This is a genomic window from Sinimarinibacterium thermocellulolyticum, assembly GCF_040327995.1.
In the GTDB taxonomy this organism is placed as follows: Bacteria; Pseudomonadota; Gammaproteobacteria; order Nevskiales; family Nevskiaceae; genus Solimonas; species Solimonas thermocellulolyticum.
Genome location: NZ_JBEPIJ010000004.1, coordinates 188679 through 203661 on the forward strand (window position 1 = coordinate 188679; position 14983 = coordinate 203661).

Consider the following 14983-nt stretch of genomic DNA (forward strand, 5'->3'; position numbering starts at 1 on the left):
GCCGTGTGCCGACGTCCCGACAAACCCCAATAACGACCCCAGACACGACCCATGACGGTCGCAGAAAAAAGGAAGACGCTTCACCATGGCGATTGAAATCAAGGTTCCCAACCTGCCGGAGTCGGTGTCCTCGGCCACGGTCGCGACCTGGCACGTCAAGCAGGGCGATGCGGTCGCGCGTGAGCAGAACCTGCTGGATCTCGAAACCGACAAGGTGATGCTCGAAGTCCCGGCCGTCGACAGCGGCGTGCTCAAGGAAATCCGCGTGCAAGCCGGTGCCACCGTGCAGGCCGGCGACGTGCTCGGTGTGATCGAGACCGGCGCCACCGCGGCGCCGGTCGCCGATGGCGCGCAGGCGGCCAAGAGCGAAGTGCCGGCCACGGCCGCGACGGCACCGAGCGCCGCGGCGGACAACGAGTCGCAGAGCCCGGCGGTGCGCAAGCTGCTGTCCGAACTGGGCCTGTCCGCCAGCCAGATCAGCGGCTCGGGCCGTGGCGGGCGCCTGACCGTCGAGGACGTCAAAGCCTATGCCGAGGCGCGCAAGGCAGCGTCGGGTGCAGCGGCTGCGGCCAAGACCGCCGCGCCGGGGCCGGTACGGCTCGCACCCGGCACGCGCGAGGAGCAGCGCGTGCCGATGACCCGCATCCGCGCGCGTATCGCCGAACGCCTGCTCGAGGCCAAGAACAGTACGGCGATGCTGACGACCTTCAACGAGGTCGATCTCAAGGCCGTCTCCGAGCTGCGTGCCAAGTACAAGGACAGCTTCGAGAAGACACACGGCGTCAAGCTCGGCTTCATGTCGTTCTTCGTGCGCGCGGCGATCGAGGCGCTGAAGAAGTATCCGGTGCTGAACGCCTCGGTGGACGGCAACGACATCGTCTACCACGGCTATTACGACATCGGCATCGCCGTCTCCAGCGAGCGTGGGCTGGTCGTGCCGATCCTGCGTGACGCCGACCTGATGTCGATGGCGGAGATCGAGAAAACCATCGTCGACTTCGGTCAGCGCGCCCGCGCCAACAAGCTGACGATGGAAGATCTCACCGGCGGCACCTTCTCGATCACCAACGGCGGCGTGTTCGGCTCGATGCTGTCGACGCCGATCCTCAACCCGCCGCAGTCGGCGATCCTGGGCATGCACGGCATCACCGAGCGGCCGGTGGTCGTCGATGGCCAGATCGTGATCCGGCCGATGATGTATCTGGCGCTGTCCTACGACCACCGCATCATCGACGGCCGGGAGGCCGTGCTCGGCCTGCGCACGATCAAGGAATGCCTCGAGGATCCGGCGAAGATCCTGCTGCAGCTATGAAGCCGATGTCCGCCTGCCCGCTGTGCGCGGGCAGGCGGACCGAGTCGTTCGCCACCGTGGACGGCCGCGGCTGCTGGCGCTGTGCGACGTGTGCGCGCAGACCGACAATGCGCGCTTCGCCGGCTGGCATGACCGGCGCGATCCGACGCACGTGGCGTTTTACCGCGCCGCGGCCTTGCTCTGGATCGCGCGGCGGCACCGCTGGCACTGCGAGATTCCGGCCATGGACATCGCGCTGCTGCACAAGGCGCGATAGCGCGCGGCATACTGCCGCGCATGCCGGCACCGCTGCACTCCGACCCGATCCCGTTCATCACCTTGCCCAACTGGGTCAAGGCCGCAACCGTCTGCGGCTTCAACATCGAGCCGATCTTCGCCCGGCTCGGCATCCAGACCGACTTGTTGCATCTGGAGGATGCGACCATCTCGGCGCCGGTGCTCGGACAGGTGATGGAGGCCTGCGTCGCCGCATCGCGTACCCAGCACTTTCCGTTCGTGCTCGGCGAGACCTTCGCCTTCGACTATCTGCCGGACATCGGCACCTTCTTGGCGACGGCACCGACGCTGCGCGATGCGACGCGCGTATTCGAATGGGTGCGCGAGCTGATCAATCCGATGATCGACATCCGCATCGAGGAGTCGGGCGACCGCGCCGCATTGACGCTGGCCGGGCAGGGCACAGTGACCGGCCAGGATCGCTATTTCGTCGAATCGCTGTTCGCTGCCGTGGTGAAGTTCGGTCGCATGCTCGCATCCGAGGTCGAGGCCGAGGCGCGGCTGCAGTTTCGATACGCGCCGCCGCCGTACGCGGCCGCCTACGAGGCGTACTTCCGCATTCCGGTGCGTTTCGGCGAGCCGCGCAACGCGCTGGAGATTCCGCGGGCGCGACTCGACGCACCGCTCGAGGGCGGCTTTGCCAAGCTGCACGCGCAGGCGCGTGTGCGCGTCGAACAGCGCCTCGCCGAGATGCCGCGGCGCACCGGATTGATCGCGCTGTTGGAGTCGCGCTTCGAGGACCGGCCGCGCCTGCTCGGTGAGAGCCTCAAGACCGTCGCGGCGCATCTTTGCCTGCACCCGCGTACGCTGCAGCGGCGTCTGCGCGACGAGGGCGAAACCTATGCGGGCGTGGTCGACCGCGTGCGTTACCGGCTCGCCTTGCGCGCCCTGCAGCAGGCCGACATCGACCTCGAAACTTTGAGCGAGCAGATCGGTTTTTCCGACCGGCGCAGCTTCACACGTGCATTCAAACGCTGGGCCGGCGTGAGTCCGAGCAGCTTTCGTCAGCGGCGGGAGTTGTAACGACCGTCGCCGCGTGGCCTTGCCGTCCCTGAGCCTCATGGCGCGGCGGCAGGGCATGCCATTGCGTCATGCCATGAAAAACGCCCGCCGCGCCTGTCGCCGAAAGTTCCCTTGCGTCGCCGCCGGTCATAGCCTCGCGTCGACGGCGGACTTACAGTGTTTTCAAGCACTTTGACGGAGCGGGACATGGACGGCGGCAGACAGGGCATCACGCCTCGGCAGGCACCGGACTTCGGCCTCGACGGCGACATTCCGAAGTACTGGTTCGGCAACGATCCGTTCAAGACACGATTCTTCGACGCGATGTCGCTGCTGTTTCCGGAAGGCGAGAAGTTCTTCATTGCCTGTGTGCGCGATTTTCGCGACCGCATCACCGATCCCGAGCTGCAGGCTCAGGTCAAGGACTTCATCTACCAGGAGGGCCAGCACGGGATGGTGCATACCAAGTTCAACAATCGCCTGAAGGCGCAGGGCATCGCCGTGGATGAGATCCTGCGCCGGCAGAACGAGATCATGTTCGGCTTTTTCCGCAAGCGCTTCTCCGCGGCCTATACGCTCGGCCAGACCGCGGCCGCCGAGCACATGACCGCACTGATGGCGCATGGCTTCTTCGGCAACGGCATGTTCGCCGATGCCGATCCGCGCATTCGCGCGATGTACGCCTGGCACGCGGTCGAGGAGATCGAACACAAGGCGGTGGCCTTCGACGTCTACGACAAGGTGGCCAGGGGCGGCTACTGGCGGCGCGTGCTGTCGATGCTGCAGGTGTCGCTGACCTTCCCGCTGCACGTGTTCATGATCATGAACCACATGTTCAAGGTCGACGGCCTGAAGAACCGCTTCCGCCTGTGGGTACGCGGGCTGTGGTGGCTGTATGGACCTGGGGGACTGTACCCACGCTTGTTGCCGCACTACCTGAGCTACTTCAAGCCCGGCTTTCATCCGTGGAAGCACGGGGACATGCGCGTCTACCGGCAGTGGGTCGATGCCTTCGACGCGCGCGGCGGCGACGCCATCGCCGCTTCCAACGAGGTGATGGCGCGCACGCTCGCGGCGGCCTGAGGCCGGGGCTCACTCTCCGCGGTGTTCATGGCGGCCCCCGAGCGGGGCCGTTAGAATGCTCGCCATCATTCGCGCAGCAAGCCGGCTGCGCGCCGCCAAGGAGAGTCATGAGCAACGCGTACGATGTGGTCGTGATCGGGGGGGGGCCCGCCGGTTATCCCTGCGCGATTCGCGCCGCCCAATTGGGCTTCAAGACCGCCTGTATCGATGCCTGGCTCAATCGCGACAACACCCCGGCTTTCGGTGGCACCTGCCTGAATGCCGGCTGCATTCCCTCCAAGGCCTTGCTCGAGTCCTCGGAGCTGTACCACCGCATGCAGCACGAGGCGGCGGCGCACGGCATCGGCACCGGCAAGCTGGAGCTGGACTTGGCGAAGATGCAGGCGCGCAAGGACGCGATCTCCAAGCAGCTCACCGGGGGCATCAAGCAGCTCTTCGCGGCCAACAAGGTCACCGGACTACAAGGCTTCGGTCGGCTGCTCGGCAACGGCCAGGTCGAGTTCAAGGCCCATGACGGCAAGACCGAGGTACTCAAGGCCAAGCACATCGTCATCGCCACCGGTTCGGAGCCGGTCAGTCTCAAGATCGCGCCCTTCGACGGCGAGCGCATCGTCGATTCCTGGGGGGCGCTCGAGTTCACCGAGGTCCCCAAGACCCTGGGCGTGATCGGCGCCGGCGTCATCGGCGTCGAGCTCGGCAGCGTCTGGAACCGCTTGGGCGCCAAGACCGTGATTCTCGAAGCGCTGCCGAACTTCCTGCCGATGGTCGATCAGCAGATCGCCAAAGAGGCCCTGCGCCACTTCACCAAGCAGGGGCTCGACATCCGCCTTGGCGCCAAGGTGCTGTCGGCCAAATCCGGCAAGAAGAACGTCACCGTCGAATACGAGGTCGGCGGCGAATCGAGGACCGAGACCTTCGACAAGCTGATCGTCGCCGTCGGGCGCAAGCCGTACACCAAGGACTTGGGTGCGGACGTCGCCGGTGTCGCGCTCGACGAGCGCGGCTTCGTCAAGGTCGATGCGCATTACAAGACCAGCGCGCCCGGCATCTATGCGGTGGGCGACGTGATCGGCGGCGCGATGCTCGCGCACAAGGGCATCGAAGAGGGTGTGGCGCTGGCCGAACAGCTCGCCGGCCACCACACGCAAGTGAACTACAAGGCTGTGCCGAGCGTGATCTACACCGCGCCGGAGGTGGCCTGGGTCGGCCTGTCCGAAGAACAGGCCAGGGAAAAGGGACACGAGGTCAAGACCGGCGTCGGTCCGTTCGCGGCCAACGGCCGCGCCAAGGCCATGGAGCAGGCCGCCGGCTCGATCAAGATCATTGCCGACGCAAAGACCGATCGCATCCTCGGCGTACACATGGTCGGGCCCTACGTTTCGGAGCTGCTCGCCGAAGCGGTGCTGGCGCTGGAGTTCGCGGCCACCTGTGAGGACCTCGCGCTGACGATGCACGGACATCCGACGCTGTCGGAGAACTTGCACGAAGCGGTGCTGCTCGTCGACGGTCGTGCCGTGCATGCGGTCAACAAGCCGAAGAAGTAACCATCACGCGTGAACACGATTCGGGGGACGAGGTCCATGAACAAACGCATCCTATGGCTGAGCATCGTGCTGCTGTCCTCGGCGAGCACGGCCCATGCCGAGCGCTTCGATCTATCGATCGGCGACGACAGCTACCGAGTGGCGCTCAACGGTCCGCTGTCGCGCTTGTTCGCCGAGACCACCGGTCAATACGACGTGGGAGCCGTGGTGCGGCCGAAGCGTCGCGACGACCTGCTGGTGGCTCACGTCGGCGCCATGCTCACCGGGGATGCCGGCGCGCGCAGCTTCGAATCGGCCGCGGGTCTGGGGGTTCGCGCCGTGTACATCGGACGCGACGATGACCCGGGCGGTGCGATCGCGCCGGGCGGCCAGTTCGAGGCGCGCTTTCCCGGCTATGAGCGCATCGGGTTCTCGTTCTACGGATACTATGGTCCCGAAGTGCTGAGCTTCGGCGATTTCGATGAGTACTACGAGATCGGCACGGCAATCGACTATCAAGTGCTGCGCGACGCCTCGCTGTATCTGGGTTACCGTAACGTGAACGTGCGCGTCGAGGACGGCCCGCGCATCACCGCGGACAACGGCCTGCACGCCGGTATGCGCCTTAGCTTCTGATCGGGGTATGGGACGAGGTCCGAGTATCGCTGCGCGCAAGGGTGCCGAAGACGCGCGCCGCGGCAAACTGTTCACCAAACTCATCCGTGAAATCACCGTTGCCGCGCGCACTGGCGGCGGCGATCCGCGCAGCAATGCACGCCTACGTCTGGCGCTGGCGAAGGCCTTCGACGCCAACATGCCCAAGGACACCGCAGAGCGCGCGATCAAGCGCGGCTCCGGTGAGCTCGGCGATGCGCAGTACGAGGAGATCCGCTACGAGGGCTATGGCCCCGGCGGCGTCGCGATCATGGTCGACTGCATGACCGACAATCCGACCCGCACCGTCGCCGACGTGCGTCACGCCTTCAGCAAGAACGGCGGCAATCTCGGCAGCAGCGGCTCGGTGGCGTATTTGTTCAGCGAGATCGGCCAGATCTTCCTTGCGCAGGATCCGGCAAAGGAAGAGCAGATACTCGAAGTGGCGCTCGAAGCCGGTGCCGACGACGTCATCAGCGACGCCGGTTACATCGAGGTTCTGTCCGCGCCGACGGCATTCGAGGCGGTCAAGAACGCGCTGATCGCCAAGGGCTTCGAGCTACTGCAGGCCGATGTGACGATGCGACCGGCGACGATGGTGCAGGTCACCGGCGAGCAGGCCGAGGCCGTCGAACGCATCATCGAGATGCTCGAAGATCTCGACGACGTGCAGAAGGTCTATTCCAACGCCGATCTGAGCGGCCGCCGAGAGTGACGCGCATCCTCGGCATCGATCCGGGCTCGCGCTACACGGGCTATGGCGTGATCGACACCGAGCGCGGGCAGAGTCGATTGGTGGTTTGCGGTCGCATCGTCGCCGGTACCGGCGCGATGCCGGACCGGCTGGTCGCGATCGAGCGCGAACTCGCCGGCATCGTCCATGAGCATGCGCCGCAAGAGGCCGCCTTCGAGGAGGTGTTCGTCGATCGCAATGTGCGCAGCGCGCTGGTGCTCGGCCAGGCCCGCGGGGTGGCACTGTGCGTGGTCGCACGCACCGGCCTGCCGATCGCCGAGTACGCACCGGCGCAGGTGAAAATGGCGCTGACCGGCAACGGTCGCGCCGACAAGGAGCAGGTGCAGCACATGGTCAAGCTGTTGCTCAAGCTGCATGGGCGGCTGGTTGCCGACGCCGCCGACGCGCTCGCGGTGGCACTGACCCATGCCCAGGTGCGCGGCGTGCGTCAGCGCAGCGCCGTTTCGCTCGCGGGCAGCGGAAGGAAACACCGATGATCGGACGTCTGCACGGCAAGCTCGCGCTCAAGCAGCCACCGTGGCTACTGGTCGAGGTCAACGGCGTCGGCTACGAAGTCGAGGCGCCGATGTCGACCTTCTACAAGCTGCCCGGTGTCGGCGAGACGGTGACGCTGCATACGCACCTTTGCGTGCGCGAGGACGCGCACCTGCTGTTCGGATTTGCCAGCCTCACCGAGAAGACCCTGTTCCGCGAGCTGATCCGCGTCTCCGGCGTGGGGCCGAAGCTGGCGCTCGCGGTGCTGTCCGGCGTCGGTGTCGATGAGTTTTGGATCACGGTGCGCGCCGGCGATGCGCCGCGCCTGTCCAAGCTGCCGGGCATCGGTCGCAAGACCGCCGAGCGCCTGATCGTGGAGATGCGCGACCGCGCCGCCTCGGCAGATGCGCCGACTGCGGTGCAGGCCGCGATCGGCAACGCCGATCCATCGCCGCTACAGGACGCGCGTCAGGCGATGGCAGCGCTGGGCTACAAGCCGGCCGAGGTTCAGCGTTACACCGAGGCCGTGTATAAGGACGGCATGAGCACCGAGCAGATCATCCAGGAGGCGCTGCGGCGCGCGGTCCGGTGAGCGAGCCCGAGCGTCTGATATCGGCCGCCGCCAGCGGCGAGGACGAGCGCATCGAGCGCGCGATCCGGCCGCAGCGGCTCGCCGAGTACGTCGGCCAGCCGGCGGTGCGCGAGCAGATGGGCATCGCCATCGAGGCGGCACGCCGGCGCGGCGAGGCGCTCGATCACGTGCTGATCTTTGGTCCGCCGGGCCTGGGCAAGACCACGCTAGCGCACATCCTCGCCGCCGAAATGGGCGTCAACCTGCGCCAGACCTCGGGTCCGGTGCTCGAACGACCCGGTGATCTGGCAGCCCTGTTGACCAATCTCGAGCCGCGCGACTTGCTGTTCGTCGACGAGATCCATCGCCTGAGTCCGATCGTCGAGGAAGTGCTGTATCCGGCGATGGAGGACTATCAGCTCGACATCGTCATCGGCGAAGGTCCGGCCGCGCGCTCGATCCGCATCGACCTGCCACCGTTCACACTGGTCGGCGCAACCACGCGTGCCGGTGCGCTGACCAGTCCGCTGCGTGACCGTTTCGGGCTGGTGCAGCGCCTGGAGTTCTACTCGGTGGCCGACCTGACCCAGATCGTGTTACGCAGTGCCCGCATCCTCAAGGCGCAGATCGACGAGGGCGGGGCCAGCGAGATCGCACGCCGCTCGCGTGGCACGCCACGCATCGCCAATCGTCTGCTGCGGCGCGCCCGCGACTACGCCGAGGTGCGCGCAGACGGCGTCATCACCCGTGCGACCGCGAGCGAGGCCATGCGCCTGCTCAGCGTCGACACCAATGGCTTCGACCTGATGGACCGGCGCCTGCTGCTGACGCTGATCGAACGCTTCGACGGTGGACCGGCCGGACTCGACAATCTCGCCGCGGCGATCGGCGAGGCGCGCGACACCATCGAAGACGTGATCGAGCCCTACCTGATCCAACAGGGCTATCTGATGCGCACACCGCGCGGTCGCGTCGCCGGCCGTGCCGCCTACGAGCACTACGGCCTGAAGGCGCCCGAGCGTCTGGCCACACCGGATCTGTTCGCGCCATGAGCTTACCGGTGTTCGTCTGGCCGCTGCGTGTCTACTACGAGGACACCGACGCCAGCGGCGTCGCCTACCACGCCAACTACTTGCGCTGGTTCGAGCGCGCGCGCACCGAGTGGCTGCGCGCGCTCGGCTTCGAGCAGACGCGTCTGCACGACGAGCTTGGCATCGTCTTCACCGTCGCCAGCCTCGACGTGCGCTACCGCCGTCCGGCGCGGCTCGACGACGAGGTCACGGTGGAGGTGCGCGTGCCGGTCGTGCGCGCGGCCAGCCTGCAGTTCGAGCAGCGTCTGCTGCGCAGCGTCGACGGCGCCGTGCTCGCCGAGTTGTCGGCCAAGGTCGGCTGTGTGGCGGCTCCCGGCTTTCGCCCGACGGCACTGCCCGAGGCCCTGCGCGCGGCGGTGGCCGCCGCGACCGGTACCGCGTAGCGGTTTACGACCCAAGCCGGCGGGCGCTTGCACTCGTCGCGGTCGCGAGCGCGTCCGGCACCTACATGTCTGCCGTAGGGGCGCTGTGATAATGTTCGCCGCCCGATGAAACCTGCGCCCAAAGGCGCCGGTCTATGCGCTTCCCCCGCTTTTGTGTTCCCGGTATCGGCTGTCCGAACCTCCAACCTTCGAGCCCATGAACAACGCAGACATGTCCTTCACCCATCTGATCCTGCAGGCGAGCCTGCTGGCGCAGTTGGTTCTCCTGGTGCTGGTCGCCGCCTCGGTCTTGTCCTGGGCCATCATCCTCAAGAAGCGCAAGCAGCTCGCGGCGGCCAATCTGGAAGCCGAGCGTTTCGAGGACCGTTTCTGGAGCGGCGGCAATCTGTCCGATCTGTATGAGCAGCAGCGCCGCACCGCGGACAACCGGGGCTTGGCGGCGATCTTCATCGCCGGCTACGAGGAATACACACGGCAGCAGACCGGCGGACACACCGATCACGATGATGTCATTGCCGCGGTGCAGCGGCAGATGCGCGTGACCCAGGTGCGCGAGGTCGAGCATCTGGAAGAGGGCGTCGCGCTGCTGGCCACGATCGGCTCGACCAGCCCCTACGTGGGCCTGTTCGGCACGGTCTGGGGCATCATGAACGCCTTCATCGCCATCGGTAACCAGAACCAGGCCTCGCTGGCGACGGTGGCGCCGGGCATCGCCGAGGCGCTGATCGCCACCGCGATGGGTCTGTTCGCGGCGATCCCGGCGGTCATCGCCTACAACTTCTTCACGCGTGGCGTCGAGAAGATGGAGAGCCGCTTCCACACCTTTACCGAAGAGATGATCGGCATCGTCGACCGCGGCCTACGCCACGGCTCGGCCAAGCACTAAAGGAGCCGGCCGATGGCCAAGCGCAAGCTGTCGTCGGACATCAACGTCGTGCCGTACATCGACGTGATGCTGGTGCTGCTGATCATCTTCATGGTCACCGCGCCGCTACTGGTGCAGGGCATCCAGGTCGATCTTCCTGAGGCCAATGCCGAGTCGATGAGCTCGCAGCAGAACGAGGTCTACATGTCCGTCGACAGGGACGGCCAGTTGTTCCTCACCGTCGGCGAGAACCAGGCGCAGCCCTTGAGCGACGAGCAACTGATCGAGCAGGTGACCAAGCTGGTGCAGACCAATCCCGATCAGTTGATCTACGTCGAAGGCGATAGCAAGGCCGATTACGGCCATGTCGCGCGCGGCATGGCACTGCTGCAGCAGGCGGGCGCACGCAAGATCGGGTTCGTCACCAAGCCCGTCGAGAACGCGAAGTAGCCCCCGATGGTCGTCGAGCGTCGCTATCTCTTGACGGCGGTCGCAGGGCACGTCGTGCTGTTCGCGCTGCTGTTCGCAAGCGCCCTGTTCCACCGCAGGATCGAGACGCCGCGGGTCATCGAGGTCGCGTTGGTCCAGGATCCGCGGCTGCAACGCCAGGCCGAGATCGAGCGCGAGCTCGAAACGCAGCGCCAGCGCGAGCTCGAAGAACAGCGCCGTCAGCAAGAGCAGAAGCAGCGCGAGGCGGCCGAGCAGCAGCGGCTGGAACAGCAGCGCCGGGCCGAAGAGCAAAAGCGGATCGCCGAAGAAGAGCGCAGAAAGCAAGAAGAGACGCGCCGCAAGCTCGAAGAAGAACAGCGCAGAAAGCGCGAAGAACTCGAACTCAAAGCCGAGGCGGAGCGCAAGCGCATCGAGCAAGAAAAGCGCAAGCTCGAAGAGGAGAAGCGCCGCCAGGACGAGATCCGCCGCCTCGAAGAGGAAGAGAAGCGCCGCCAAGAGGAGGCGCGCAAGCGCCGCGAGGAGGAGCAAAAGCGCCTGCTCGAAGAGGAACGCCAGCGCCAGCTCGCCGAGGCCGCGGCCGAGGCGGAGCGCATCCGCAAGCAGCGCGAGGCCGAAGAGAGGCGCCGTCGCGAAGAATTGGCCCGCATCCTCGCCGAGGAAGAGGCCGCACGGCTGGCTGCCGAACGCGCGGCCGCGCAGGCCCCCTGGGCCGCGATGATCGCCGAGAAGATTCGCCGCAACTGGATCCGGCCACCCGGCACCAGCGACGACTTCACCTGCGTGGTGGAGATCGAACAAATTCCCGGCGGCGAAGTGGTGAGCGCGCGCATCGTGCGCAGTTGCGGCAACGAGACCCTGGATCGCTCGGTCGAAAACGCCGTGCGCAAGGCCAGCCCACTGCCGCCGCCACCGGACCCGTCATTGTTCGAACGGCGCATCCGCTCGACCTTTTGCCCGCGTGTAGGCGGGTGTTAAGGTGACGGCCGCCTGCAATCCGGGTTCAGCGAGGCTTCATCGAATTCACGTAAAGATGTCGTTTTTATGAAAACTTTTCGTTGGCTGTTCGCCCTGTTACTGGCCGTCGGTGGCACCGCCCGCGCGGAACTCGAGATCACGGTGCAGGGCGGTCTCGAGCAGGCGCTGCCGATCGCCATCGTCCCGTTCAGTCAGGTCAGCGAGGTCACGCTCGACGTCGCGCAAGTGGTCGAGGACGATCTGGTACGCAGCGGTCGCTTCCGGGCCCTGCCACGGCGTGACATGCTGCAGAAGCCCAATGCGCCGGCGCAGGTCACGCCGGGCACTTGGCGTGCACAGGGCATCGACTATGTGGTCGTCGGTCAGGTGGCGAAGACTGACCAGGGCTATTTCGCCCGCTTCTTTCTGGTGGACAGCGTCGGCGGTCAGCAGCTGCTCGGCTACGACATTCCGGCGCGCAGCGTCGATCAGATGCGCTACGTCGCGCACCAGATCGCCGATCTGATCTACGAGAAGCTGCTCGGCATGCCCGGCTACTTCAACACCAAGATCGCTTATGTCTCGGCCAAGGGCATCGGCTACCAGCGCAGCTTCGAGCTGATCGTGGCTGACGCCGACGGCTGGAATCCGCGCGTCGTCGCGACATCGCGTGAGCCGCTGTTGTCGCCGGCATGGTCGCCGGACCGCAAGCAGCTCGCCTACGTCGGCTTCGAACGCGGACGCTCGGCCGTCTACCTGCACACCCTGGCCACCGGCGAAGTCAAGCGGCTCGTCTCGGAGCGCGGCATCAATGGTTCGCCCACGTTCTCGCCGGACGGCCGCTTCCTGGCGCTGACGCTGTCGTTCGAGAACAACCCGGATATCTACGTCCTCGACCTCAAGACCGGCAACCGTCGGCGCCTGACCGACCATTACGGCATCGACACCGAGCCGGCCTGGTCGCCCGACGGCAGCAAGCTCGTGTTCACGTCGGATCGCGGCGGCCAGCCGCAGATCTACGAGATTCCGGTCAGCGGTGGCGATCCGCGACGCCTAACCTTCGAAGGCCGGCAGAACCTGCGTGCCAGTTACTCACCCGACGGGCGCTCGCTGGTCCTCGTCAACAACGCTGACGGGCGTTATCGCATCGCCCTGCTCGACCTGGGTTCGGGCGAGATGCGCGTGCTCAGCAACGGCCCGCTGGACGAAAGCCCGAGCTTCGCTCCTGGCGGCGCCGTGGTGATCTATGCGACCCAAGGCGCCAAGGGCGCCGAACTGGCGACCGTGTCGGTCGACGGCAACGTCCGCCAGAGTCTGCGCCAGTCCGGCGGCGATGTGCGCGAACCGGCATGGTCCCCCTTGATTCGCTAGCCCCCAATCACCAATCTGCCCCACCTCTTCAGCGGTTGTACTTCAGGAGCGCGACCCATGGACAAGAAAATCTGGCTGCCCGCGGTACTGGGCTTGGCACTGGCGGTGCAGGGATGTGGATCGAACAAAGCGCGTAGCGCATCGGAAGGTGGCTACGGATCGACCGCGCAGACCGGCGAGCCATACACCGACCGTATCGCGCCGCAGCCGGCACCGCTCGAAGACAGTCGCTTCGACACCGCAGCGGCGGCCGAGCGAGCGCTGTCCACCAATTTGATCTATTTCGATTTCGACGACACCACGATCCGCCCCGAGTACATGGGCGTGATCGAAACCTATGCGCGCTATCTACAGGACAATCCGTCGGCACGCGTGCGTCTGGAGGGGCATGCCGACGAGCGCGGCACACGCGAGTACAATTTAGGGCTCGGCGAACGTCGAGCGCTCTCGGTCGAGTCGGCCTTGGTCAGTCGGGGTGTGAGCCGCGAGCAGATCTCGGTGGTCAGCTACGGCGAAGAGCGTCCGGCGGTGTCGGGACATGACGAGTCGGCCTGGGCCAAGAATCGTCGTGTGCAAATCATTCGACAGTAATCCGAGCGGCGCTGCACGGCGCCAACATCGAGGACATGCGCGATGAACTGGCTGCGACTCACCGCAATCGTCTGTCTCAGTGGCACGATCTCGGCTTGTGCGAGTAGTGATTTCGGCGGGCCGATCTCCGGCGGTTCGACCGACAAGCTGTCGCCGACCGAACGACGGCTTCAGGCGATGGAGTCGCGGGTCGCCGAGCTGTCACGCCGGCTGGATGCCGTGAATCTGACCGGGATGGATCAGGAGAATCTTCGCCTGCGCGACGATCTGCGTTCGCTGCGCGGTGAGGTCGAGCGGATGCGCTACGACTTCGACCAGATGCAAAAGCGCGGTCGCGACCAGTACATAGATCTCGATCGTCGCCTGCAACGCCTCGAGGGCGGTGCGCCGCCGTCGATCGGGACCGGCGGCAATTTTGCGCCACTGCCGTCCACCGGTGCGCGCGTAGAGGCCAGCGGCACATTGACCACGCCGCCGGTCGCGGCCGGGGCGTCCGCACCGACCGTGGCCGGCCCCGACGCCGTCGCCGCCCCGGTGACGATCTCGGCGGGTTCCGGTGCCTCGCCGGAGGAGGAAGGGGCCTACCTGGCCGCCTTCGACGCGCTCAAGAACGGCAAGTACGACGAGGCCATCCGCGGCTTCCGCAGCCTGCTCGAACGCTGGCCGCAGGGCCGCTATGCCGACAATGCGCTGTACTGGAGCGGCGAGGCCTATTACGTCAAGCGTGACTACCGCGCGGCGCTCGGCGCATTCCAGGCCCTTTTGCAACGCTTCCCGAACAGCCCCAAGGGGCCCGATGCGATGCTCAAGGTCGGTCTTTCGCAGATCGAGCTGAACCAGCCAGCCGAAGGCCGGGCGACGCTGCAAAGACTGATCGACACCTATCCGCAGTCCAGCGCGGCGCGGCTGGCTCAGCAGCGACTGACTCCGGGTTGAAGGCGGCGCACGACTCATCCGAGGCCGGCGCGGCGGCGAGCGAGGCGCAGGCGCGGCTGAAGATCACCGAGATCTTCCGCTCGCTGCAGGGCGAGGGGTCGTCGGTCGGCTGGCCGACTGCATTCGTGCGTCTCACCGGCTGTCCGCTGCGCTGCCAGTACTGCGACACCGCGTATGCGTTCCACGGCGGCCGCTGGATGTCACTGGCGTCCATCCTCGACGCGGTGCGCGCCTGCGAGACCCGGCATGTGTGCGTCACGGGCGGTGAGCCGCTGGCGCAGAAGAACTGTGCGGCGCTGCTGCGTGCACTGTGCGACGGTGGTTGGCGCGTCTGCGTCGAAACCAGCGGCGCGATGGACATCGGTCCGCTGGATCCGCGCGTGGTCCGCGTGATGGACCTCAAGACGCCGGGTTCCGGCGAGGTGCACCGGAATCTGTGGAGCAACCTCGACAAGCTGCGCGCAGAGGACGAGGTCAAGTTCGTGATCTGCAACCGCGCCGACTACGAGTGGGCGCGCGGCATCGTGCGTGAGCACCGGCTCGATCGCCGCTGCACCGTGCTGTTCTCGCCGAGTCAGTCCGAGCTCGGTGCGCGCGAGCTGGCCGACTGGCTGCTCGCCGACCGCCTGCCGGTGCGCTTCCAGTTGCAGTTACACAAGATCCTTTGGGGCAATACGCCAGGACGTTGAAGCG

At 66.3% G+C, this 14983-nt stretch carries 18 protein-coding genes; all 18 read left to right on the top strand.

All coding sequences use genetic code 11. The annotated features are described in order from the left end of the window. The first annotated feature begins 85 nt into the window (after window positions 1–85). Entirely contained in the window at window positions 86–1312 is a 1227-nt protein-coding gene (gene odhB, locus ABSH63_RS05410; RefSeq protein WP_352888122.1) for a 2-oxoglutarate dehydrogenase complex dihydrolipoyllysine-residue succinyltransferase, read from the top strand. Window positions 1313–1400: 88 nt separating this feature from the next. After that, window positions 1401–1568, top strand: a complete 168-nt coding sequence (locus ABSH63_RS05415; RefSeq protein ID WP_352888124.1) for a hypothetical protein — start codon at window positions 1401–1403, stop codon at window positions 1566–1568. A 20-nt stretch (window positions 1569–1588) separates the two neighbouring features. Continuing rightward, window positions 1589–2611, top strand: coding sequence for an AraC family transcriptional regulator ligand-binding domain-containing protein (locus ABSH63_RS05420; protein WP_352888127.1), 1023 nt, complete (start codon window positions 1589–1591; stop codon window positions 2609–2611). Window positions 2612–2797: 186 nt separating this feature from the next. Then, a complete protein-coding gene (locus ABSH63_RS05425; protein ID WP_352888130.1) occupies window positions 2798–3673 on the top strand; it encodes a metal-dependent hydrolase in 876 nt (291 codons plus the stop codon). Window positions 3674–3780: 107 nt separating this feature from the next. Continuing rightward, window positions 3781–5217: a dihydrolipoyl dehydrogenase gene (lpdA, locus tag ABSH63_RS05430; protein ID WP_352888133.1), complete on the top strand. Its 1437-nt coding sequence runs from the start codon at window positions 3781–3783 to the stop codon at window positions 5215–5217. A 36-nt stretch (window positions 5218–5253) separates the two neighbouring features. Then, a complete protein-coding gene (locus ABSH63_RS05435; protein WP_352888136.1) occupies window positions 5254–5832 on the top strand; it encodes a YfaZ family outer membrane protein in 579 nt (192 codons plus the stop codon). 7 nt (window positions 5833–5839) lie between these two features. Further along, window positions 5840–6565, top strand: a complete 726-nt coding sequence (locus ABSH63_RS05440; protein WP_352888138.1) for a YebC/PmpR family DNA-binding transcriptional regulator — start codon at window positions 5840–5842, stop codon at window positions 6563–6565. Beyond that, window positions 6562–7080 (top strand): crossover junction endodeoxyribonuclease RuvC, encoded by a 519-nt coding sequence (gene ruvC / locus ABSH63_RS05445; protein WP_352888141.1) that lies wholly within the window; start codon window positions 6562–6564, stop codon window positions 7078–7080. Before ABSH63_RS05440 ends, ruvC begins: the two co-directional genes overlap by 4 nt. Next, complete coding sequence (gene ruvA, locus ABSH63_RS05450; RefSeq protein ID WP_352888143.1) at window positions 7077–7670, top strand: Holliday junction branch migration protein RuvA; 594 nt, start codon at window positions 7077–7079, stop codon at window positions 7668–7670. The genes ruvC and ruvA overlap by 4 nt, the downstream gene beginning before the upstream one ends. Next, a complete protein-coding gene (ruvB, locus tag ABSH63_RS05455) occupies window positions 7667–8701 on the top strand; it encodes a Holliday junction branch migration DNA helicase RuvB (protein ID WP_352888145.1) in 1035 nt (344 codons plus the stop codon). Before ruvA ends, ruvB begins: the two co-directional genes overlap by 4 nt. Further along, a complete protein-coding gene (ybgC, locus tag ABSH63_RS05460; protein ID WP_352888148.1) occupies window positions 8698–9123 on the top strand; it encodes a tol-pal system-associated acyl-CoA thioesterase in 426 nt (141 codons plus the stop codon). Before ruvB ends, ybgC begins: the two co-directional genes overlap by 4 nt. A gap of 196 nt (window positions 9124–9319) precedes the next feature. Beyond that, window positions 9320–10009 carry a protein TolQ gene (gene tolQ, locus ABSH63_RS05465; protein ID WP_352888149.1) on the top strand — a complete coding sequence of 230 codons (690 nt, stop codon included), beginning with the start codon at window positions 9320–9322 and terminating at the stop codon, window positions 10007–10009. A 12-nt stretch (window positions 10010–10021) separates the two neighbouring features. After that, window positions 10022–10438 carry a protein TolR gene (tolR, locus tag ABSH63_RS05470; RefSeq protein WP_352888151.1) on the top strand — a complete coding sequence of 139 codons (417 nt, stop codon included), beginning with the start codon at window positions 10022–10024 and terminating at the stop codon, window positions 10436–10438. Between the two features lie 6 nt (window positions 10439–10444). Then, a complete protein-coding gene (gene tolA, locus ABSH63_RS05475; RefSeq protein ID WP_352888153.1) occupies window positions 10445–11413 on the top strand; it encodes a cell envelope integrity protein TolA in 969 nt (322 codons plus the stop codon). Window positions 11414–11479: 66 nt separating this feature from the next. After that, window positions 11480–12763 (top strand): Tol-Pal system beta propeller repeat protein TolB, encoded by a 1284-nt coding sequence (gene tolB / locus ABSH63_RS05480; RefSeq protein WP_352888156.1) that lies wholly within the window; start codon window positions 11480–11482, stop codon window positions 12761–12763. 57 nt (window positions 12764–12820) lie between these two features. Further along, window positions 12821–13354, top strand: coding sequence for a peptidoglycan-associated lipoprotein Pal (gene pal, locus ABSH63_RS05485; RefSeq protein WP_352888159.1), 534 nt, complete (start codon window positions 12821–12823; stop codon window positions 13352–13354). A 42-nt stretch (window positions 13355–13396) separates the two neighbouring features. Next, on the top strand, window positions 13397–14290 hold the full coding sequence (gene ybgF / locus ABSH63_RS05490) for a tol-pal system protein YbgF (RefSeq protein ID WP_352888161.1): 894 nt from the start codon (window positions 13397–13399) through the stop codon (window positions 14288–14290). Beyond that, window positions 14287–14979, top strand: a complete 693-nt coding sequence (gene queE, locus ABSH63_RS05495) for a 7-carboxy-7-deazaguanine synthase QueE (protein ID WP_352888163.1) — start codon at window positions 14287–14289, stop codon at window positions 14977–14979. Before ybgF ends, queE begins: the two co-directional genes overlap by 4 nt. Window positions 14980–14983 lie beyond the last annotated feature (4 nt).